Origin of the sequence: Glaciimonas soli, assembly GCF_009497155.1 — a bacterium.
Classification (GTDB): Bacteria; Pseudomonadota; Gammaproteobacteria; order Burkholderiales; family Burkholderiaceae_D; genus Glaciimonas; species Glaciimonas soli.
This window is the reverse complement of the sequence record NZ_WINI01000001.1, coordinates 918,700-938,598: the sequence shown is the minus strand read 5'-3', so window position 1 is coordinate 938,598 and position 19,899 is coordinate 918,700. Positions and strand designations below refer to the sequence as shown.

Annotated in this window: 21 protein-coding genes; 15 read left to right on the top strand and 6 right to left on the bottom strand. The window is 48.6% G+C overall.

The features are described 5' to 3' along the window. Nucleotides 1-174 precede the first annotated feature (174 nt). The gene (locus tag GEV47_RS04340) at nt 175-621 is read right to left on the bottom strand and encodes a universal stress protein (protein ID WP_153233442.1); all 447 of its coding nucleotides are present in this window, start codon (nt 619-621) and stop codon (nt 175-177) included. 301 nt (nt 622-922) lie between these two features. Between GEV47_RS04340 and GEV47_RS04335 the strand changes: the two genes are divergently transcribed. The 3 genes from GEV47_RS04335 to GEV47_RS04325 all read left to right on the top strand — a co-directional run bounded on the left by GEV47_RS04335 (nt 923) and on the right by GEV47_RS04325 (nt 3,651). Continuing rightward, nucleotides 923-2,227, top strand: coding sequence for an NAD(P)/FAD-dependent oxidoreductase (locus tag GEV47_RS04335; protein ID WP_153233441.1), 1,305 nt, complete (start codon nt 923-925; stop codon nt 2,225-2,227). A gap of 138 nt (nt 2,228-2,365) precedes the next feature. Beyond that, nucleotides 2,366-2,950 carry a DUF4142 domain-containing protein gene (locus tag GEV47_RS04330; RefSeq protein WP_228124552.1) on the top strand — a complete coding sequence of 195 codons (585 nt, stop codon included), beginning with the start codon at nt 2,366-2,368 and terminating at the stop codon, nt 2,948-2,950. A 284-nt stretch (nt 2,951-3,234) separates the two neighbouring features. Beyond that, nucleotides 3,235-3,651 carry a hypothetical protein gene (locus GEV47_RS04325; protein ID WP_228124551.1) on the top strand — a complete coding sequence of 139 codons (417 nt, stop codon included), beginning with the start codon at nt 3,235-3,237 and terminating at the stop codon, nt 3,649-3,651. Nucleotides 3,652-3,889: 238 nt separating this feature from the next. On the opposite strand, the gene alkB is transcribed toward GEV47_RS04325, so the two are convergent. Then, a complete protein-coding gene (gene alkB, locus GEV47_RS04320) occupies nt 3,890-4,543 on the bottom strand; it encodes a DNA oxidative demethylase AlkB (RefSeq protein ID WP_153233439.1) in 654 nt (217 codons plus the stop codon). A 10-nt stretch (nt 4,544-4,553) separates the two neighbouring features. Beyond that, the gene (gene ada, locus GEV47_RS04315) at nt 4,554-5,675 is read right to left on the bottom strand and encodes a bifunctional DNA-binding transcriptional regulator/O6-methylguanine-DNA methyltransferase Ada (protein ID WP_153233438.1); all 1,122 of its coding nucleotides are present in this window, start codon (nt 5,673-5,675) and stop codon (nt 4,554-4,556) included. A gap of 162 nt (nt 5,676-5,837) precedes the next feature. Between ada and GEV47_RS04310 the strand changes: the two genes are divergently transcribed. Then, nucleotides 5,838-6,062 carry a hypothetical protein gene (locus GEV47_RS04310; protein WP_153233437.1) on the top strand — a complete coding sequence of 75 codons (225 nt, stop codon included), beginning with the start codon at nt 5,838-5,840 and terminating at the stop codon, nt 6,060-6,062. 9 nt (nt 6,063-6,071) lie between these two features. Here GEV47_RS04310 and GEV47_RS04305 read toward each other — a convergent pair whose 3' ends face one another. Beyond that, the gene (locus GEV47_RS04305; protein WP_153233436.1) at nt 6,072-6,677 is read right to left on the bottom strand and encodes a DUF2239 family protein; all 606 of its coding nucleotides are present in this window, start codon (nt 6,675-6,677) and stop codon (nt 6,072-6,074) included. A gap of 229 nt (nt 6,678-6,906) precedes the next feature. Here GEV47_RS04305 and GEV47_RS04300 point away from each other — a divergent pair, with 229 nt between their 5' ends. Genes GEV47_RS04300 through GEV47_RS04285 form a run of 4 tightly spaced genes read left to right on the top strand, consistent with a single transcriptional unit; the run spans nt 6,907 to nt 10,275 of the window. Beyond that, complete coding sequence (locus tag GEV47_RS04300) at nt 6,907-7,794, top strand: branched-chain amino acid ABC transporter permease (RefSeq protein WP_153233435.1); 888 nt, start codon at nt 6,907-6,909, stop codon at nt 7,792-7,794. Nucleotides 7,795-7,796: 2 nt separating this feature from the next. Continuing rightward, complete coding sequence (locus GEV47_RS04295; RefSeq protein WP_153233434.1) at nt 7,797-8,801, top strand: branched-chain amino acid ABC transporter permease; 1,005 nt, start codon at nt 7,797-7,799, stop codon at nt 8,799-8,801. Beyond that, nucleotides 8,798-9,577, top strand: a complete 780-nt coding sequence (locus tag GEV47_RS04290; RefSeq protein ID WP_153233433.1) for an ABC transporter ATP-binding protein — start codon at nt 8,798-8,800, stop codon at nt 9,575-9,577. Before GEV47_RS04295 ends, GEV47_RS04290 begins: the two co-directional genes overlap by 4 nt. After that, nucleotides 9,574-10,275 carry an ABC transporter ATP-binding protein gene (locus tag GEV47_RS04285; protein WP_153233432.1) on the top strand — a complete coding sequence of 234 codons (702 nt, stop codon included), beginning with the start codon at nt 9,574-9,576 and terminating at the stop codon, nt 10,273-10,275. The genes GEV47_RS04290 and GEV47_RS04285 overlap by 4 nt, the downstream gene beginning before the upstream one ends. A gap of 149 nt (nt 10,276-10,424) precedes the next feature. Here GEV47_RS04285 and GEV47_RS04280 read toward each other — a convergent pair whose 3' ends face one another. Then, on the bottom strand, nt 10,425-11,213 hold the full coding sequence (locus GEV47_RS04280) for a ferredoxin--NADP reductase (protein WP_153233431.1): 789 nt from the start codon (nt 11,211-11,213) through the stop codon (nt 10,425-10,427). Between the two features lie 19 nt (nt 11,214-11,232). Continuing rightward, the gene (gene hutC, locus GEV47_RS04275) at nt 11,233-11,940 is read right to left on the bottom strand and encodes a histidine utilization repressor (RefSeq protein ID WP_153233430.1); all 708 of its coding nucleotides are present in this window, start codon (nt 11,938-11,940) and stop codon (nt 11,233-11,235) included. Nucleotides 11,941-12,330: 390 nt separating this feature from the next. On the opposite strand from hutC, the gene hutU reads away from it, so the two are divergent. The 7 genes from hutU (at nt 12,331) to GEV47_RS04240 (ending at nt 19,784) form a co-directional block, all read left to right on the top strand. After that, nucleotides 12,331-14,046 (top strand): urocanate hydratase, encoded by a 1,716-nt coding sequence (hutU, locus tag GEV47_RS04270; protein ID WP_153233429.1) that lies wholly within the window; start codon nt 12,331-12,333, stop codon nt 14,044-14,046. A gap of 117 nt (nt 14,047-14,163) precedes the next feature. Beyond that, entirely contained in the window at nt 14,164-15,711 is a 1,548-nt protein-coding gene (gene hutH, locus GEV47_RS04265) for a histidine ammonia-lyase (RefSeq protein ID WP_153233428.1), read from the top strand. A gap of 67 nt (nt 15,712-15,778) precedes the next feature. Next, nucleotides 15,779-16,381 carry a HutD/Ves family protein gene (locus GEV47_RS04260; protein ID WP_194270566.1) on the top strand — a complete coding sequence of 201 codons (603 nt, stop codon included), beginning with the start codon at nt 15,779-15,781 and terminating at the stop codon, nt 16,379-16,381. Then, on the top strand, nt 16,368-17,621 hold the full coding sequence (gene hutI / locus GEV47_RS04255; RefSeq protein WP_153233426.1) for an imidazolonepropionase: 1,254 nt from the start codon (nt 16,368-16,370) through the stop codon (nt 17,619-17,621). The genes GEV47_RS04260 and hutI overlap by 14 nt, the downstream gene beginning before the upstream one ends. Before the next feature lie 102 nt (nt 17,622-17,723). After that, a complete protein-coding gene (locus GEV47_RS04250; protein ID WP_153233425.1) occupies nt 17,724-19,121 on the top strand; it encodes a formimidoylglutamate deiminase in 1,398 nt (465 codons plus the stop codon). Between the two features lie 69 nt (nt 19,122-19,190). Continuing rightward, nucleotides 19,191-19,484: a ribbon-helix-helix protein, CopG family gene (locus GEV47_RS04245; protein ID WP_153233424.1), complete on the top strand. Its 294-nt coding sequence runs from the start codon at nt 19,191-19,193 to the stop codon at nt 19,482-19,484. Nucleotides 19,485-19,487: 3 nt separating this feature from the next. Next, a complete protein-coding gene (locus GEV47_RS04240; protein WP_153233423.1) occupies nt 19,488-19,784 on the top strand; it encodes a type II toxin-antitoxin system RelE/ParE family toxin in 297 nt (98 codons plus the stop codon). Nucleotides 19,785-19,899: the final 115 nt, after the last annotated feature.

The following is a 19,899-nucleotide window of genomic DNA, read 5'->3' as shown; positions in this document are numbered from 1 at the left end:
TAATTGCTTAGGCGCTGTTTGCGGTATCTGGCCTGACGCTTAGTCTGATCTATGTGGATGCACACCTTGGTTCGTGCCAACTATACATTCGTCCGGTTATTTGAAAAAGCAGATGTAAAAACAAAAGAGCCCGTCCAAAGACAGGCTCTTTCAACGTGTAGCTTGATAAAATTATTACTTTTTATCCGGACAGTCCGCAGCAACCAGTATGCTGCAAGGGACTTTCCCAACCAGCATGGCATCTGTCTTACCGCGCCACCAGCGCATGGCTAACGGTTTTTTGCGAGAGTGGCCGATGATGATGAGTTCAATTTTGAGTTGTTCTACCAGATCACTAATCACATTAACCGGTTCGCCGCTTTCAAAGTGTGCCGTAACTTTTGCGATTCCTGCATCACGCAGCAGTTTCTGCCCTTTTTCAAGCTCCTCCTTAAGCAAGGTTTTTTCTGCCGTGATAGCTGATTCCGCGACAAATTCACCCGCCATCAGGTAAGTCGATAAATTAATTACACACAACAGGTGAACTTCAACCTCTGCGCTGGGGGCAAGCCGAATACAGGCATGTAATGCGCAACGGCTTTCAGGCGTGCCGTTGTAGGCAACAAGGATCTTTTTGTACATATAGTCTCCTGAGGTAGGCGGATAGTTTTATGATAAGCCTTCTTTGCAAAATAATCTAATCGTATCTTTTGCCACTTTTTCGGCTTATTTATAAGCCATGCCGTTGATCCGCGAGCGTTATCTTCAGGTGTGCCAGCGATAAAAGTACACCAATTTCTTCCCCATTAATTGAGCCTATGGGAATACTAGTTATTCAGGCGTCAAGTAGACTGCTCGGTTAGAATAGCGTGAAAAACAAGCAAGCAGAGTTCGTGCCATGTTCTCTTTATATGCGACCCCATTAAGATAAGGAGTGCTGAAAATGTCTGAGCAAATTGTGATCGTCGGCGGTGGTGCTGGTGGTTTGGAATTGGCTTGTAAGTTGGGGCGTAAGCTAGGGCAGGGTTATGTCACTTTAGTTGACCGCGGTTTGTTCCATATCTGGAAGCCATCGCTACACGAAGTGGCGGCCGGAACCCGAGACATTCACCAGGAAGGTTTGTCGTACCAAATGCTGGCGCACGATAATCAGTTCCGCTTCGTGTTTGGAAATTTCACATCCTTCGATAGCGTTCAGCGCATCATCACGGTTGAACCAATTCAAGATGATGTCAACGTGGATGTCGGTACTATCCCGCCGCGGCAAATTGCTTTTTCTAAGTTAGTCATTGCTGTTGGCAGCGTCTCTAATTATTTTGGTCTGAGTGGCGCCGAGGAATACACGATTTCTCTTAACTCAACGGCAGATGCCGAGAACTTCCGCTTGCGCCTGTTAAAAATGTTGACGCTGGCTGATGTTAAAAAAGAAGTCGACCCACGTGCGGGCATAGACATCGTGATTGTCGGCGGTGGCGCAACTGGCGTCGAATTGGCTGCTGAATTGCGTGAAGCCAGCAAGGTTTACACTGATTATGATTTTCCGCGCTTGAACCCCGATAAAGATGTGCGCATTACTATCCTGGAAGGTGCTCCACGTCTGTTGGCGCCCTTAACCGAGCGAGTGTCGAAAGCTGCCACCAAGCTGTTGCAAGAGCGTGATGTGACGGTGGTGACGGATTGTCGCGTGGCGAGTATTGCGGAAAAATATGTGACGGATGTTAATGGCAATAATTATCCATCGGATGTATGCGTATGGTCTGCAGGAATTAAGGCACCTGACTTCTTAAAAGAACTCGGATTGGCGACGACTAAATCCGGCCAGATTGAAGTCGATGGATTTTTGCGTGCGCAAGGACATCAGGACATTTTTGCTTTAGGTGATTGTGCCGCGTGTATTGCACCTGACGGCAAAATGGTACCTCCGCGCGCGCAGGCGGCGCATCAGCAAGCAGATTATTTAGTGGCGATGTTTGTGCGCGCGCATAAAGGGCAGCCGGCCAGCGACGCGCCTTATGTTTATACCGATCATGGCTCGCTGGTTTCGTTTGGTCGTAATACCTCGGTCGGAACACTGATGGGATCGTTGACCAAATTAGGCTGGTTCGTTGATGGTTTTTTTGCCCGCATGATGTACACCAGTCTGCATTTGCTGCATTTGAATGCCTTGTTGGGCCCGGTGCGCACGGCTGTCACGGCGACGGCGAGCAAGTTGATGAAGCATGCTAAACCATCGGTTAAGTTGCACTAATCTGTCGTCAGATATAGCTTGCTCAGATGTCTCATGGAAAATCACGTTAGGAAATCTATGCATGCATCATCAAGACAAACTCAGCAACATAAGCAACCGTCACAGTTGTGCTGCCTCGCATTAAAAGCCTGCTTCTGTATGATGCTGAGCTGCATCGCGGTGCTATCAGTTGTCACCGTCACCTACGCAACGGAGTCTGCTGATAGCATCGGTCAGATAAGTCGATTATCACGACACGAAAAATTCTTTTTGATGCACGTCGCTGAAAATAACAATGCCGAGGTGCTTGCCAGTGCCTTGGCAGCAAGCAAGGCGAGTGATCCAGAAGTAAAACAATACGCTGCATTAATGGTGGAAAATCAAGCCGGCAAAGCTGAGGAGCTTCGGCAATTAGCGGCCAGGAACATGGTGGAGCTTCCGACTGTACCCAGTAAATTGCAGCAGCAAATTTTGGCCAGATTAGGTAAATTAGATGGCGCCAAGTTTGATGGTGAATATTGCCGTCAAATTGCTGTGTTAGCCCACAAAGACAGTATTGCCTTATTTAAACAGGCAGTGAAGCGTGCCAAAAATGCTGACGTTCAGGCATTTGCCGTCAAAAATCAGGCAGAAGCGGAAGCCTACTTAAGCCAAGGGGAAGCACTGAAAGTGATCATTGATAAGAAGACCAAACCATTCCGGAAAATGCTAAATATCGCGCCGGCGGCGAATATCCAAAAATGACAGTATTATAATTTCCCATTGGAAATCTTCCAGTAAATTTCCGCAGCCGCATCACATTGTTGGCTATCCCACCTTAAACAGCACGAAAGCCACACCAAGCCGTAACAAATGGGCGTGGGGTGTAATAGTCTGTTTCCGTTGTTTTGATTGAACAATATGGCTGTTACAGTTCATACCAGTTCATCGAGGTCATCTTTAACGGTTGATCGCAACGATGTTTTCTTCGCACTTCAGTGCAAGCAAGATGCTTACAGAACGTGCTGCAATATGACAGGGAGTCAATCATGCTTACTAAAACTTCTAAAAAAATCGCTCTGATGATGTTGCTGGCAACTTCAGCAGCTGTGGTGTCAACGTCAGCATCGGCGCAATACTATAACGGCGCCAGTACCGCCGTTGGTGCCGTAGCGGGCGCATTGATTGGCGGTGCAGTCGGCGGACGTACAGGTGCGATCGTTGGCGGCGTTTTGGGTGCTGCAACTGGTGCAAGTGCAGGTTCAGGTTATTACAATGGCGGCGGTTACTATGCTCCTCAACCTGTTTACGCGCCAGCACCGGTTTATTACCAACCGCAGCCAGTGTATGTTCGTCCGGAACCAGTTTATTATCGACCTGCTCCTGTGTATTACCAGCCAGCGCCAGTGTATGTGCGCCCGGTTTATTATCGCGGTGGTTACAATCGTGGGTATTACGATAGGTAATTGCTGAAGCAATTGCTGAGTATTTTCAACGCCGATGGTATATATGTTCCATCGGCGTTTTGTATTTTTTGACGACAATTAACTAATCTTAAATAATCGATTTGAAAACTATCGCCGTCATCCTCGCGAACGCGGGGATCCAGGTTGCGTAAGATGGATTCCCGCGTTCGCGGGAATGACGAGGTCGTTTTGAAAATGATAGGTTGAGCTTATTGGGTTGAGCTTATTAAATACGCTTTCAAGCCGCTTTACGCAGCGTCAGATTAATGCGTTGCATAGCCGTTATCGGGTGCGTATTTTCTTTGAGTGGCAGGATCCCGTGAAAACGCAATCTTGCTGCACCACCCCAGACCACGACATCGCCATGCCATAGCGGCACACGCATTGCTTTATCGGTACGTTGCATTCCGCCGAATAAAAAAATGGCAGGCACGCCAAGGGAAACCGACACAATTGGTTGATCAAAATCGTGTTCGTCTTTGTCTTGATGCAATGACAGCCGTGTACCTGGTTGGTAACAGTTGATCAAACAAGCATCAGGGACAAAATTGGAAAACCCTGCCGCGGCAGCGGCATCATGCGCCAATCGCAAAAATACCTCCGGCATCGACGGCCAGGCTTGCCCGCTATCAGGGTCGCACTGAGCGTAACGATAGCCGCTGCGATCAGTCACCCAACCCAAGTCACCGCAATTGGTCATCATCACCGACATCTGCAAACCGCCGGGTGTGATCATGTGCCGAAAGGGCGCTTGTCGGGTGATATTATCCACTGCAGCAAAGATCGCAGTTTCGTCCGGCAAAGCAAAATGACGTAACACCATTGCGCCTTCACATAATGTTTGAGGCTGGTCGTCATTTTGTTCAACGTCGTCAAATAGAGAAAAATTCATAGGGAAAAACTCACAGTGCAAGTGCTGCGCTTATGTCAGTATTTTCGGTCGCATTTTTTTCCATGTCCAACAGCGCACGTTTTCGCTTCACACCCCAGCGATAACCGGATAAGCCGCCATCATTGCGCACCACACGATGACAAGGAATTGCCACGGCGATCGCGTTGGCGGCACAGGCGCTGGCTACTGCGCGTACCGCTTTGGGTGAACCTATGCGCTGTGCGACTTCGGTGTAGCTAAGCGTGCTACCAGCCGGAATTTCGCGCAACGCATTCCAGACCCGTTGCTGAAACGCCGTGCCACGTACATCTAACGGCAAGGTTAAACCTAACTTCGGTGCATCGACGAAGCCGATCACTTTGGCTACCACTTGTTCGAACTGATGATCACCGCCAATCAGATTGGCACGTGGAAATCGGTCTTGCAAATCGCGCGCCAAAGCATCAGGATCATCACCCATCAAAATCGCACAAATCCCACGTTCACTTTGCGCCACTAAAATCGCTCCTAGTGAGCATTCGCCAATCGCAAAATGAATGCTGGTATTGGTTCCGCCAGCACGATAATTGCTGGGCGTCATTCCCAGGACAGCATTAGCGTTTTCATAGAAGCGCGAATTGGCGTTGTAACCGGCATCGAAAATAGCTGCGGTAATAGAGTTGCCAGCATCGCCATGATCAAGCTGATCGCGGATTTTTTTCTCGCGATGTGCTGCAGCGTATTCTCTTGGCGTCAATCCTGTCACTTGTTTAAACATGCGATGAAAATGATAGGTACTGACACCAACGCGGCTCGCTAAATTTTCCAGGCTGGGTGCAGTTTCCGCGTCCTCTATGATGCGGCACGCCAGCGTTACTGTGGCGGCATGCTCCTCCAGTAACGAAGCCTGATTCGGTTTGCAGCGTTTGCAGGCGCGAAATCCAGCCAGCTCCGCCTCCAGACAAGTCGTATAAAAAGTGACATTCTCAGGTTTTGCCCTACGCGATGGACAAGAAGGGCGGCAATACACGCCGGTGCTGCTGACCGAATAATAAAACGCGCCATCGGCAGCATGATCGCGCGCGACCACCACTGCCCAGCGCGGATCATTTTCTGTCGACAGATTCTTTGACAAGGGTTTTATCGTATTCATTTTGCGTTCTCCAAGATTTTGACTATCTTGGCTAGAAGTTTAGCAATGGCATTGTAGTGCCGCACTCCAGTTCTTGCTTTCAAATTCATCCGGTTAGTTCTATAGTTAGGTACATGGGAATGCGATGAATATCGATGGCTAAATTGCAAGGTTACGCTCATCATGAAACCTAAAAAACACACTCACAATAAAACTAAAGTTAGTACTGCTAACGCACGGCCTGTTACGCAGGGCCATGCTTTAGACGGCAGCCAACAATTAGATATTGTAGAAGAACAGTTATACACACTTGCGGACGGCTCTGCCAAAGATCATCCACTGGTCGAGAAAGAAGCGCCTGAAAATACACCGTTGCCAGACCATGTTCATGATATTTCCGTTGGCTAGTATTCGGATCTAAGGCGTATTTTTAAAAACCAGCGCTGCCCGCTGATGAATATGATCGCAAATATCGGCAGGCCACACAGAAACCAAAGCAGTAAATCGGACCTGATCGCCCGCAAACAAGGCACGTGTGGCCTCTTCAAAACCAGTTTGATTGCCAGACATCGTCGACATAAAGCGATAAGTAGACTCTTGAGCCTGACGTAAGTGATCGCGGCTGTCGTTGGTGCGTTTGGCCTCTTCTACCAATTTGCGAATCACCACGGATGCGCCGCCAGGTTGCTTGCCCAACCAATCCCAATGGCGCGGTAGCAAAGTGATTTCTTTGCCGATGACGCCCAATTTTGGACGTCCGGGTCCGCGCATTGTTTCAGGTTCTGCGGCGACATCAGTAGCGTTGTCAGCAGGCGCAGTTGGCAATTTGCTGAGAACATCTTCGGCAGTGCCCCGAAAATCAAGCTCTATCGTATGGCTACTGGCGTCATCAAAAATCAATACTGATGCATTGGGTTCTTGGTCGAGTAATGTTTTTACTTGCAATGCCACGTCCGACAATTCGCCAGATGCGATGCGTCGGTCTTGATGAAATGCGGTGCAGCGGGTGAGGGCATTTGTCATGATTTTGAACTGATGAGTTTGGAGTGACTTTAATTTTACCTTGGTTTAATTAATTGTGCAATATTACCTTGGTTTAATTAATTGTGCAATATTACCTTGGTATAAATAATGTGTCTTATTGCAACCTATGCAGTAATCTTGTCTTCGATGCAATTTACTTCGGTCGGCAAGTAGTCCGGTAAAATGCCTCAGCACATTTCCCTAAAATTATTAAAGCCGAAAAGTCCGCATGGAATTAATACTGGTTACTTTGCTCAATGGCATAAGTTATGGGCTCTTGCTCTTTCTACTTTCGGCTGGACTGACGCTCATTTTCGGCATGATGGGTGTGTTGAATTTCGCCCACGCGAGTTTTTACATGCTTGGTGCTTACTTTGCCTACAGCATTAGTCTCAAGCTGGGTTTTTGGCCAGCGCTGGTCATTGCGCCATTATTGGTCGGCTTGCTGGGGGCTTTCATCGAATACACGGCTTTGCGCCATATTCACAAACACGGACAGATGGCAGAACTGTTATTCACATTTGGTTTGTCGTATGTTGTGATTGAATTAGTGCAGTTGATATGGGGCCGTTCGTCGGTTCCTTACGCGATTCCGGCGCAGCTTGACGGCACTTTATTCACCTTGTATTCCACTTCTTTTTCACTGTATCGCGGTTTCATGATGTTACTGACTTTACTGGTTCTATTGCTTAGCTATCTGTTGCTGCGCTTTTCACGTATCGGTTTGATCATCCAAGCGGCGCTTACCCATCCCGGCATGCTCGAAGCACTGGGGCATAACGTGCCACGCATGTTTACGCTGGTGTTTGGCGGCGGTTGTGCATTGGCGGGATTGGCTGGCGTTGTGGGTGGCAATGCCTTTGTCACTGAGCCTGGCATGGCGGCGTCGGTGGGCAGCCTGATTTTTGTAGTAGTCGTAGTCGGAGGTTTAGGATCACTTAACGGCGCATTTGCCGCTTCGTTACTGATCGGACTGCTGCAAACTTTTGCGGTGTCTGTAGATATGCCACTGTGGGGCAGTCTGAGCCTTACACAAATTGCCCCGATTTTGCCGTATGTGTTGTTAATCCTGGTGTTGCTGGTACGCCCACGTGGTTTGTTTGGGACTAGGGAGTAAGGATGAAACACCAACCGTTAATTTGGCTGACGTCCGTATTGATAGTCATGCTTGCGCCGTGGATGTTTACGCAAAGTTCTGCGCTTTCCGTGTTGTCGCAAATGGGGACAATGATCATTTTTGGATTGTCTTTCAACATGCTGTTAGGGCAAACCGGGATGCTGTCGTTTGGTCATGCGATTTATTCGGGACTTGCTGCATTTGTTACTGTGCACGTGATGAACAAGTTGGGTGCAGTTGGCGTAAGTTCTGCGTGGTTGTTGTTGATGCCATTGATTGGTGGCATGGCTGGCATGGTGTTCGGCATCGTTTTCGGGTTTATCACCACGCGCGCATCTGGGACCGCACTATCGATGATTACACTTGGTCTGGTGGAATTGGTTGCTGCCAGCGCTTTGATGTTTTCAGTGTTTTTTGGTGGTGAGGGTGGCGTCAGTACGGACAGGGTTTTTAGCACTGGTGCGGTCGGTTTATTTACGGGCATAGATTTCGGCTCGCAATTGCAGGTGTATTACTTGATTGTCTTTTGGCTGATCCTGTCAGTTACGCTGATGTATTTGCTCACGAAAACCCCGTTAGCACGTATCGCCAACGCGGTACGCGACAATCCAGAGCGTGCTGCTTTCATCGGTTACGATCCACGCCATGTGCGATATGTCATTCTGATACTTTCTGCATTTTTCGCAGGTGTGGCCGGTGCATTGGGCGCCATTAATTTCGAAATCGCCAGTGCAGAGAATGTCAGCTTGCTGCGCTCTGCGCAAGTATTGTTGTTTACATACATTGGCGGCATAGCTTTTTTCTTTGGGCCTATCATTGGTGCGATTGTGGGCGTGTTTTTCTCGGTGGTTTTACCTGCTTACACCCGGTTATGGCAGTTATATCTGGGTTTGTTATTTATGCTGATGGTGTTGTTTGCACCAAACGGAATGATGGGATTATTGCTGCGTTTATTTCATCGCACGCGCACCAAAATACGCACATTCGTCAATAGAAGGGCGCAATGATGAATGCTGTTTTAACGCTGCATCAAGTCAGCAAGCAGTTTGGAAAAGCGGCGATTATTCGCGACGCCAGTTTGCGAGTGCAGGCAGGTGAACGTTTAGCATTGATAGGGCCAAACGGCGCTGGAAAATCGACCTTGTTTAATTTGATATCCGGTCGCTCTGCGCCAAGCTCTGGGCAGATTATGTTGAACGGAAAAAACATCGCCGGGTTGGCGCCATTTAAAATTCATCGCCTGGGTTTGTCGCGCAGTTTTCAAGTCACCAATATTTTCCCGCAATTGAGCGTGCAGGAAAACCTGCGTGCGGCCGTACTCTGGTCGTGCGGCTGTAAATATACATTTTGGAAGCGTCTACGAGGGTTGAGTGAGGTGAACGCCAAAGTGGATATCTTGTTAGCGCAAATAAATTTGCTACATCAGCGGGAAACATTCGCGCATGCATTGACGTATGCAGAACAACGCGCGCTGGAAATTGGCATCACCATTGCTGCCGACACGCAGTTGATTTTGCTGGATGAGCCGACAGCAGGAATGAGTCGACAAGAATCGGAGTTGGCAGTTGCATTGATCAAAAACGTCACCATCAACAAAACGTTGCTGATGATAGAGCACGACATGAACGTCGTTTTCGATTTGGCAGATCGTATAGCCGTGTTGGTATCGGGGCAGATTATTGCATGCGATACACCGGAAAAAATTCGTGCAAATCCGTTAGTGCAAGCGGCGTATCTCGGCGATGAAACTCGACGTGAAGATAACAAGGAAATTTTCGGATGACGTCACTTTTGGAGGTGGAAAATCTGCATGCCTATTATGGCTTGAGCCATATTTTGCACGGCGTGACATTCGCAATAGCGCCGGGAGAAATCGTCAGCGTGGTAGGACGCAATGGCGCGGGCCGATCAACGTTATTAAAAGCGCTGATGGGGATGGCGAAAGCAACTGGCTCAGTACGTTTTAAAGAGCAAGAAATATCAGGGTTAAAAACTTTTGAAATTGCGCGTCACGGAATCGCCTATGTGCCAGAGGAACGTGCAGTTTTTCCGTCATTAACGGTTGAACAAAATCTATTGCTGGGTTTGAAATCTGCAGCGGCATCACGTCGGACCATGGAGATGTTGCTGCGGCGCTTTCCGCAATTGGCTTTGCGTTTGCAAACACGTGCTGACGCTTTGTCAGGCGGTGAGCAGCAAATGCTTAGCCTCTGTCGTAGTTTGATGGGTGAGCCGGCCTTGATGTTGATTGATGAGCCGACCGAAGGATTATCACCACAAATGGTGCGGCAAGTTGCTGATTTCTTGTTTATGCTAAAAGAACAGGGAGTTGCAGTCTTGCTAGTTGAGCAAAAAATGAAGATAGCATTAGAAATTTCGCAGCGCGTACTGGTAATGGGACAGGGGAAGATTGTTTTTACCGGAACGCCAGAAGAATTGCGCGACAATCCGGAGATTAGCCGGGTATGGTTGGCGCTTTAAGTCCAATCATCAATCGGAGCCATTCAAGGAACTAAGTAAATTTAATTCGTCGTTCCCGCGAACGCGGGAATCCATATTGAGATCGTAACTTGGATCCCCGCGTTCGCGAGGATGACGGATGCTTGCGTTTAGTGTTGAGTGAATCTTTATTACCAATAATCTTCCGTCACAAACTGCCCCGGTACAGCGCGTCGGCAAGGGCGCAGACCACGTTCATGCAATAGTTCTCGCGTGGCAGTAATCATTTCTGGATTCCCACACATCATTAAACGTGATTTCTCTACACTGATATCCAGACCGGCTGCGCGCTCTAATTCGCCGTTCGAGAGCAGAGTTGTAATACGTCCATGCAAATGGTTAGGGTCGATGTTTTGTGTGTCGCGTGTGCTGATGGGAATGCGTATCAGCTTTGCACCGCCGGCCGTTAATGCAGCTTGTTTTGGCAAGTCGTTGAGTAATTCCTGATAAGCCAATTCTTCGGTATTGCGTACGCAATGCACCAATACTAAATTGCGAAATTTTTTCCACACTGATGGATCTTGCAATATCGAAATGAACGGGCCGAGACCAGTACCGGTCGCCAGCATCCACAAATCTTCACCGTCGACAAAGCGATCAGCTGTCATGAAGCCGTAACTGAATCGTTCCAATAAAATCGGATCACCCGGTTTTAGATTGACCAATAAATCAGAAAATTCGCCGCCTGGAACAATTACCAGAAAAAATTCCAACGCATCTTCTTCAACCGCAGAAGTGACGGAATAGGCGCGAGAAATAACTGTGCCGTCGGCATTCGTCAATCCCAATCGGGCAAATTGACCCGGTGCGAATTGATAGGCGGCCGGACGTGTGCAGCGAAATGACAGCAGTTTATCTGTCCAGTGATGAATGCTGATAACTGTTTCTGTGGTGGTTTTTGAAGGAAGTGGATTTGTCATTGTTATCCAAAAAAATCAATTAAAGTCCGCCCGTGAACCGAAAACGCGATCCCGGATGCCACAAAGTGACTGAGGTTGCCACCGCATCACGTACCCAGGTGCGACGCGATAACACCAGGCACGGCTCACCAATTTCCATTTGCAAGCGTTTGCGCACTGTGGCATCTGGCATTTTCGATTCAAGAGAATATTCCGCTCTGTGCATAGGAGCGACTTGCATCATGTAGTGATTCGGCGTGACGTGATGAAAGTCTTGCTCTAAATATTCCGGGAAGAGAGTCGGATTAGTATAGCGGTCTTCCAGTTGTATCGGGATATCATCCGCAAAATGCACGATGCTGGAATGGAAGACAGAGTCAGTTTTGAATTCCAATGCTGATAACGCGGCAGGAGTTTTGCTGACTTCCAGCGCTAATACTTGACTACGATAACGATGACCGCGTGCGACCACTTCGTCATCAATACTGCGAATTTCAACCAACGTAGATTGATGCTTTCCTTCTGCCACATAAGTGCCGGAACCTTGGGTTCTGACCAGCATCTGATTGTCGGTTAATTCTCGCAAGGCGCGATTGACGGTCATCCGCGACAAACCAAACTGCTGCATCAGCTCGCGCTCGGACGGAATCAAATCGCCGGGTTTCCAGGTGCCGTTATGAATTTTTTGAAGCACATGGTCTTTCACTTGCTGAAAGGCCGGAATGGCTTTTGCTAACGTTTTACCCATAATTCCTTCAATCAAAATATTCTGTTTTTTGCTTCAATTATTGCTTCAATTATTACTTCAATATTACTTTAAGACTGGCTTCCAAACGCATGCGCCAGATTATGAATACCATAGTTCAATACGACAGCCGGGCGCCGATATGTCATGTGTCGCGAGCGCGCAGCAACGATAAGTATTTCAAGAAAAAAATTATTAAAAGTTGATTGACACGAATTGTATATACATTATACTTCACTGGACTATACAACTTGGTGGCAATAAAAATTTATTGCCTGATTTTGGCGGACGTCTTTATCGCTACGCAGCATTCCTATTTGTACTCTGCTGTGGGAAATAGACTAAAAGCTATGAATTTTGAAATAATTTATTTTTTATAAAGAGACGCTTACCATGAACAGCCCAACAACTCCCAAATTAGCCGATCCCCGCCACGATGAAACACGTGTCATTCGTGCTCCACGCGGTAGCACACTCAGCACCAAAAGCTGGTTAACAGAAGCGCCGATGCGGATGCTGATGAATAACCTTGATCCGGAAGTTGCTGAACGTCCGAATGATCTGGTTGTCTACGGTGGTATTGGTCGCGCAGCGCGCGACTGGGCATGCTTCGACAAAATCGTTGAAACATTAAAAGAGTTGAATGAAGACGAGACCTTGCTGGTGCAGTCGGGTAAGCCAGTCGGCGTTTTCAAGACTCATGCTGATGCACCGCGTGTGTTGATCGCCAATTCAAATCTGGTGCCGAAATGGGCGAACTGGGAGCATTTCAACGAACTCGACCGCAAAGGTCTGTTCATGTACGGCCAAATGACAGCAGGGAGCTGGATTTATATTGGTAGTCAAGGCATCGTCCAAGGCACCTTTGAAACCTTCGCCGAAGCCGGGCGCCAACATTTCGGTGGTTCCATGGCGGGCCGTTGGATTCTGACTGCGGGTCTTGGTGGTATGGGTGGTGCGCAACCGTTGGCAGCAACCTTGGCTGGTGCAGTTTCGTTAACGATTGAATGTCAACAAAGCAGCATCGATTTCCGTTTGCGTACACGCTATGTCGACAAGCAGGCGAAAGATCTGGACGATGCTTTGGCTCTGGTGAAATACCACACTGAACGTAAAGAAGCGGTATCGATCGCTTTGTTGGGTAATGCCGCAGAAGTTTTACCGGAGTTGGTGAAGCGTGCCAAAGCAGGTTCCATTAAACCGGACTTAGTGACAGATCAAACGTCGGCGCATGATTTGTTCAATGGTTATCTGCCTATAGGCTGGACAGTTGAGCAATGGAAAAGCGCGCAAAATAATCCGGTTCTACAAGAAAAACTGGTGGTTGATGCTGCGCAATCTTGCGTGCTGCATGTGCAAGCGATGTTGGATTTTCAGGCGATGGGAAGTTTTGTTGTCGATTACGGCAACAACATTCGTCAAGTTGCTTTTGATGCAGGTGTCAAAAATGCATTTGCATTCCCTGGTTTCGTTCCTGCTTATATTCGCCCGTTGTTCTGCGAAGGAAAAGGCCCATTCCGTTGGGTGGCGTTGTCTGGAGATCCAGAAGATATCTATAAAACCGACGCAAAAATCAAAGAATTATTTCCTGAAAATAAACACGTACATCGCTGGCTGGATATGGCGCGCGAACGCATTTCCTTTCAAGGTTTGCCAGCCCGAATTTGTTGGTTGGGTTTGGGGGAGCGCGACAAAGCGGCACTGGCGTTTAATGAAATGGTGCGTACAGGTGAATTGAAAGCGCCTATCGTGATCGGTCGTGATCATCTGGATACCGGCTCCGTCGCCAGTCCGAATCGCGAAACAGAAAGTATGAAGGATGGCACTGATGCAGTATCCGACTGGCCATTGCTGAATGCACTATTGAATACTTCGGGTGGTGCGACGTGGGTATCGTTGCATCATGGCGGCGGTGTCGGCATGGGTTATTCGCAGCATTCTGGTATGGTGATTGTGGCCGATGGTACAGACGCTGCGGCTAAACGTCTGGCGCGTGTTTTGGTAAACGATTGCGGCTCCGGTGTGATGCGCCATGCGGATGCGGGTTACCAACAGGCGATAGACTGTGCCAAGCGCGAAGGTTTGAATTTGCCTTTTGTGACAAGATGACCAAATAACGATTTCTTATCTCTCCTGCTGTCTGGGGGAGATGATTCATTGACAGAATTATTTAAATTTAATTGACCTCAAGAAGGTCATCAATAAAATTATTAACGAAAGAATAGCATGAAGCAATTTTCATCATTAACGATAGAGCCCGGGCATTTTTCTCTCACAGATTTGCGCGCGATCTGGGCTGCGCCCGTTCCGCTAAAACTGGCGGAATCGGCTTATGCCAGGATCGAAGCATCGGCCGCAACGATACGCCGCATAGTCGAACGCGGCGAGCCTGCGTATGGCATCAACACTGGTTTTGGCAAGTTGGCAAAAACGCATATTCCTGACGACCAGTTAGAAGAGCTGCAACGCAACCTGATTTTGTCGCACTCGGTCGGTACCGGCGACCTGATGGATGACGGTGCAGTGCGTTTGATCATGGCGATGAAAATCGGTAGTCTCTCACGTGGTTATTCTGGCATTCGCGCGTTGGTGATAGATACGCTGCTCGCTTTGTATAACGCGGGCATCATGCCTTGCATTCCAATCAAAGGTTCAGTGGGAGCATCCGGTGACTTGGCACCGTTGTCGCATATGACATTGGCTTTGTTGGGCGAGGGGCAGGTGCGGGTAGCCGGTAAGATCGTTGATGCCAAAGCAGCTTTGGAACAAGCGGGTATCAAGCCGGTGATATTGGCAGCAAAAGAAGGTTTGGCATTGATCAACGGCACGCAAGTTTCTACCGCGTTGACTTTGAACGGATTGTTTTTAGCTGAACGCATGTTGGAAGCGGCGACCATTGCCGGAGCATTATCGATAGATGCTGCGAAAGGCAGCGATGCGCCATTTGACCCGCGCGTGCACGAAGTGCGTGGTCAACCAGGGCAAATCGCGACGGCAAAAATTTACCGTCAATTATTGAGCGGTAGTGAAATTCGCCTATCACATTTGATCAATGATGAGCGCGTACAAGATCCTTACAGTTTGCGTTGCCAGCCGCAGGTGATGGGTGCCTGTCTGGATTTGATCAACAATACAGCGCGTACATTACTGATAGAAGCCAACGCAGTCACCGACAATCCGTTGGTATATGCCGATACCGATGATGTGATTTCAGGTGGTAATTTCCATGCGGAGCCAGTTGCATTTGCCGCCGATACTTTGGCATTGGCAATTGCTGAAATCGGTGCTCTTTCAGAACGTCGGATTGCGTTGTTGATTGATGCTTCATTATCTGGATTGCCACCATTTCTGGTGGAGTCGTCCGGTTTGAATTCTGGCTTCATGATTGCGCACGTTACCGCCGCAGCACTAGCTTCAGAAAATAAATCTTTAGCGCATCCAGCCAGTGTGGATAGTTTGCCGACTTCTGCCAATCAGGAAGATCACGTCAGCATGGCGACATTTGCAGGGCGCCGTCTTAACGAGATGGCGCATAACACAGCAACCATTGTTGCGATTGAATTGCTGGCTGCAGCACAAGGTGTCGATTTCCATCAGCCGTTGAAGACTTCAGCTATGCTCAACAAAGTACAACAACGCTTGCGGGAGAAGGTGGGCTTTTACGATAAAGATCGTTTCTTTGCGCCAGATATTGAAGCGTCGAAACAACTGGTGATGCAAGGCGCCTTGAGTGAAAGTTGTCAGGAGTTGTTTGCGCATTTGTATCTTGAATAATGATTTTACGGAGTCGTAGGGGCGTGGCATGCCGCGCCTGCAGCGATCCACAGGATGGAAAAATAAAATGAACCTGATTGCCTACGACGATTTAATCGCTATGCCATGGAAAAACGGCGGTGGCATCACGCGTGAATTGGCGTGCTATCCGCCGAATGCACATTTTGATGATTTTCTATGGCGCGTGAGTATTGCCGACATCAGGCAATCAGGATCATTTTCTGTTTTTCCCGGTATAGATCGGGTGATTGCTTTGCTGCATGGCGATGGCATGCAGCTTCACTTTGCTGATGGTGTCCGTCATCCATTGACAATACCGTTGCAGCCATATCATTTTTCCGGTGAAGATGCATTAGATGCATGTCTGGTCGACGGTGAATGTCAGGATGTGAATTTGATGTTGCGCCGTGGTGTGGCTAGCGGCGGCATGGATGTGTTGCGCATCGCAAAAAAATTATCGAATGATCCGCACTTTCGTTTGTTGTTTAGTGCACGCGGTCACTGGGAAGTGAAAACGGCCAGCGGCATTATCTACATCATTGCGCCGCATCAGACATTGACGTTGACAGCCGATGAAGGTGCGTTGGAGGTGCAACCAATGAACAGCGATTGCGCACTTGTGAGTATTCACATCACCTTGTTGGAAAAGTCATCAGATGCAAACGGCTAAACTCAAGCAGAAAACACAATTTACTGACGGTATTTGCGACGGTATCTGGTTTAACGCCCGGATCGCGCCAGCGGGTAATCCACTGCAAACCATTAGCAACGCTACCATTGTCGTACGTGACGGCGTAATCGCATGGATGGGCAGCCAGCCGGAAATGCCTGCTGAATTCGCCAATTTAGATATACCCCGTCACGATGTAGCTGGAAAATGGATCACGCCCGGTTTGATCGATTGCCATACGCATTTGGTGTATGGCGGCACACGCGCAGATGAATTTGCTTTGCGTTTAGCTGGCGCCAGTTACGAAGAAATCGCACGTCAAGGTGGCGGCATTGTGTCAACGGTGCGAGCTACGCGTACAGCGGATGAAGAAATGCTGTTCCAACAAGCTGCGCGACGATTGCAACCTTTGTTGGCCGAAGGTGTGATGACGATAGAAATCAAATCGGGTTATGGCTTGGATCTGGAGACAGAACGCAAAATGCTGCGCGTAGCGCGACGTTTAGGTGAACATTATCCGGTCGAAGTGGTGACAACTTTCCTTGGCGCACATGCTTTACCTCCCGAATATACAGGGCGTGCCGATGACTATATCAATCTGGTATGCGATGTCATGCTGCCGACTTTGCATAGCGAAGGTTTGGTCGATGCGGTCGATGTATTTTGCGAGAACATCGGTTTTTCACTAGCGCAGAGCGAACGGGTATTTGCCACTGCCAGTCAGCTCGGTTTGCCTGTAAAAATGCATGCGGATCAATTGTCGAATCTTGGCGGCTCTCAGTTAGCGGCGCGTTATCAAGCGTTGTCAGTTGATCATCTTGAACATTTGTCTGAGGCAGACATTATCGCGCTTAAACAAAGCGGCACATGTGCTGTGCTGCTGCCGGGGGCGTATTATTTTATTCGTGAAACACGCTTGCCACCGATAGCCTTGCTGCGTCAGTACGAGATTCCAATGGCGATTGCGACCGACCATAATCCTGGCACATCGCCGACGACTTCTTTGTTGTTGATGCTGAATATGGCGTGTACTTTATTTAAATTAACCGCCGCTGAAGCGTTGATGGGCGTGACCGGCCACGCTGCCCGTGCACTTGGCAAAGCCGATACGCATGGCTTGTTAGCAGTAGGTCGTGCTGCTGATTTTGTGATGTGGGACGTGGATAGTTTGGCAGAGTTAGCCTATTGGTCGGGATTTAATCCGTGCAGCGCAGTGGTGCGTGGTGGGGTGGTTCAATAAGCGCCGACGTTTTTTCGCGGCAGTGGTAGAAGGCGCTTGCCGTGATGAGAGTAAATCATAATTTGCAGAAAAATTGCTGGCAGATTTAATGAAAGAATATTCATGAGTCATTTTCATTCAACACAATTACTGGCTGACCGCGCGTTATTACCTAACGGCTGGCACAATAATGTACTGCTGGAATGGGATGCAAATGGCATCTTGACCAGCGTCACGCCGAACGCTGTGGATGATGCGATCGCACCGCGAGCAGCTGGCAGCGTGTTACCAGGAATGACGAATCTGCATTCACATGCTTTCCAACGAGCGATGGCGGGTCTGACCGAATATCGCTCAGATCCCACCGATAGCTTTTGGAGTTGGCGCACCTTGATGTATGGCTTCGCCCAAAAATTATCACCGCCGGCATTGAAAGCCATCGCCCGGCAGCTGTATACCGAAATGCTGAAAGCCGGTTACACCTCCGTGTGCGAATTTCACTATCTGCATCATGATGTTGGCGGCATGCCATATGCCAATCCTGCCGAAAATTTAACGTGTTTAATCGAAGCTGCTGAAGAAGTCGGTATCGGCTTGACCTTGCTGCCAGTGATGTATCAATACAGTGGTTTCGGTGGCAAGCCAGCGCACGACGGGCAAGCACGTTTTATCAATTCACCTGAATGGATGATGACAATCCTGCAGGCTATGCAAACGCAGCATCCACAACATGCCGGTTTGCGTTACGGCGTTGCACCGCATTCGTTGCGTGCGGTGACTCCGGAATCGCTCAAGCAATTATTGGCGATGCTCCAGCAATGGGATGCGTTAGCACCCATTCACATTCACATCGCCGAACAGACTAAAGAAGTTCAAGACAGCGTCGCTCAGTTGGGTGCACGGCCAGTGCAATGGTTACTCGACAACGTTGACGTTAATCGCCATTGGTGTCTGGTCCATGCAACCCATATGACAGAAGACGAAACGTTACGTTTGGCGCGCAGCGGCGCGGTCGCCGGGATTTGTCCGACTACGGAAGCCAATTTAGGCGATGGTATTTTCAATGGCGTCACTTATACCGCCGCGCAAGGTGCATGGGGTGTGGGCTCGGATAGCCACATCAGCACCAGTATGTGCGAGGAATTGCGTTTGTATGAATACAGCCAGCGTTTGCAGCATCGTCAGCGCAATGTCTTGGTAGCCGATGGCGGTCGATCGGTTGGCGCTTATTTATATCAATCGGCAGTGCAAGGTGGCGCCGCTGCCAGTGGCAGACCCGTGACCGGTTTGGCGGTCGGGCAGCGTGCAGATTTATTGGTGTTAGACGACCACCATGCAGACTTATGCGGCAAGCAGGGCGATCAAATACTGGATAGCTTGATTTTCTGCCATCATGCACAAACACCTATCCGTGATGTGATGACGGGCGGGCGCTGGGTAATTCAAAATGGCCAGCATCAATATCAGGATCAAAGTCTTGGTGCATACGCTGCGGCGTTGAAAGTGTTGTTGGCTGACTGAATAAGGAGTTTGTAGCACATTTGTGCTACACTTTTATTCATATAAACAAAATTTCGACTGGAACTTGTCATGTCTACCACAACGATTCGTTTGCCGGATGACCTGAAAGCGCGTGTTGCTGAGGCTGCGGAACATGCAGGAACGACGCCGCATAATTTTATTCTTCAAGCCATCTCAGAGAAAATTGCACAAGAAGAGCGACAAAGTAATTTTAATGATGTTGCTGAGAGTCGTTATGCCAATATCGTTGCTACGGGTAAGACGATTCCATGGGGCGAAATGCGTCAATATCTTGAAAATTATTTGGCAGGTAACGTTGGAGCCAAACTACCAACAGCCAGAAAATTAGTGAATAAAGGCTGATGGATGTCACAGATTGAGCTGGCACCAGAAGTTGGGGATGATATAGCGCGAGTTCTTGAACACTTTGCCCAATATGCAGTTGAAAATGGCGCATCACGTATTCAAGAAATTATTCAGGCGATTGCTGTACTTGAACATAATCCGCTTATCGGACGTCTTGTAAAAGATGGCAAGCGAGAATTGGTGATAGGTTATCGCGAGCGAGGATATGTGGCTTTGTATCGCTACATCGTAGAAATTGATACGGTTTTTGTTCTCGCACTGCGTAGTCAGCGTGAAGCAGGGTACGCAAGAGAGTAGAAATGATAAGTAATCCCGCATAACCGTTTATACGTCGTTGCCTCCGTCTTGTCGTACTAAACTAAAGTACTGTCTGCGCTGGGGCGCCTAGTCTAAACGGTTATGCGGGATTACT

What these genes read in the sequence shown, in the direction of transcription:
- GEV47_RS04340 (WP_153233442.1), bottom strand. Translation starts at nt 621, where the DNA reads ATGTACAAAAAGATCCTTGTTGCCTACAACGGCACGCCTGAAAGCCGT.
- GEV47_RS04335 (WP_153233441.1), top strand. Translation starts at nt 923, where the DNA reads ATGTCTGAGCAAATTGTGATCGTCGGCGGTGGTGCTGGTGGTTTGGAA.
- GEV47_RS04330 (WP_228124552.1), top strand. Translation starts at nt 2,366, where the DNA reads ATGATGCTGAGCTGCATCGCGGTGCTATCAGTTGTCACCGTCACCTAC.
- GEV47_RS04325 (WP_228124551.1), top strand. Translation starts at nt 3,235, where the DNA reads ATGCTTACTAAAACTTCTAAAAAAATCGCTCTGATGATGTTGCTGGCA.
- alkB (WP_153233439.1), bottom strand. Translation starts at nt 4,543, where the DNA reads ATGAATTTTTCTCTATTTGACGACGTTGAACAAAATGACGACCAGCCT.
- ada (WP_153233438.1), bottom strand. Translation starts at nt 5,675, where the DNA reads ATGAATACGATAAAACCCTTGTCAAAGAATCTGTCGACAGAAAATGAT.
- GEV47_RS04310 (WP_153233437.1), top strand. Translation starts at nt 5,838, where the DNA reads ATGAAACCTAAAAAACACACTCACAATAAAACTAAAGTTAGTACTGCT.
- GEV47_RS04305 (WP_153233436.1), bottom strand. Translation starts at nt 6,677, where the DNA reads ATGACAAATGCCCTCACCCGCTGCACCGCATTTCATCAAGACCGACGC.
- GEV47_RS04300 (WP_153233435.1), top strand. Translation starts at nt 6,907, where the DNA reads ATGGAATTAATACTGGTTACTTTGCTCAATGGCATAAGTTATGGGCTC.
- GEV47_RS04295 (WP_153233434.1), top strand. Translation starts at nt 7,797, where the DNA reads ATGAAACACCAACCGTTAATTTGGCTGACGTCCGTATTGATAGTCATG.
- GEV47_RS04290 (WP_153233433.1), top strand. Translation starts at nt 8,798, where the DNA reads ATGATGAATGCTGTTTTAACGCTGCATCAAGTCAGCAAGCAGTTTGGA.
- GEV47_RS04285 (WP_153233432.1), top strand. Translation starts at nt 9,574, where the DNA reads ATGACGTCACTTTTGGAGGTGGAAAATCTGCATGCCTATTATGGCTTG.
- GEV47_RS04280 (WP_153233431.1), bottom strand. Translation starts at nt 11,213, where the DNA reads ATGACAAATCCACTTCCTTCAAAAACCACCACAGAAACAGTTATCAGC.
- hutC (WP_153233430.1), bottom strand. Translation starts at nt 11,940, where the DNA reads ATGGGTAAAACGTTAGCAAAAGCCATTCCGGCCTTTCAGCAAGTGAAA.
- hutU (WP_153233429.1), top strand. Translation starts at nt 12,331, where the DNA reads ATGAACAGCCCAACAACTCCCAAATTAGCCGATCCCCGCCACGATGAA.
- hutH (WP_153233428.1), top strand. Translation starts at nt 14,164, where the DNA reads ATGAAGCAATTTTCATCATTAACGATAGAGCCCGGGCATTTTTCTCTC.
- GEV47_RS04260 (WP_194270566.1), top strand. Translation starts at nt 15,779, where the DNA reads ATGAACCTGATTGCCTACGACGATTTAATCGCTATGCCATGGAAAAAC.
- hutI (WP_153233426.1), top strand. Translation starts at nt 16,368, where the DNA reads ATGCAAACGGCTAAACTCAAGCAGAAAACACAATTTACTGACGGTATT.
- GEV47_RS04250 (WP_153233425.1), top strand. Translation starts at nt 17,724, where the DNA reads ATGAGTCATTTTCATTCAACACAATTACTGGCTGACCGCGCGTTATTA.
- GEV47_RS04245 (WP_153233424.1), top strand. Translation starts at nt 19,191, where the DNA reads ATGTCTACCACAACGATTCGTTTGCCGGATGACCTGAAAGCGCGTGTT.
- GEV47_RS04240 (WP_153233423.1), top strand. Translation starts at nt 19,488, where the DNA reads ATGTCACAGATTGAGCTGGCACCAGAAGTTGGGGATGATATAGCGCGA.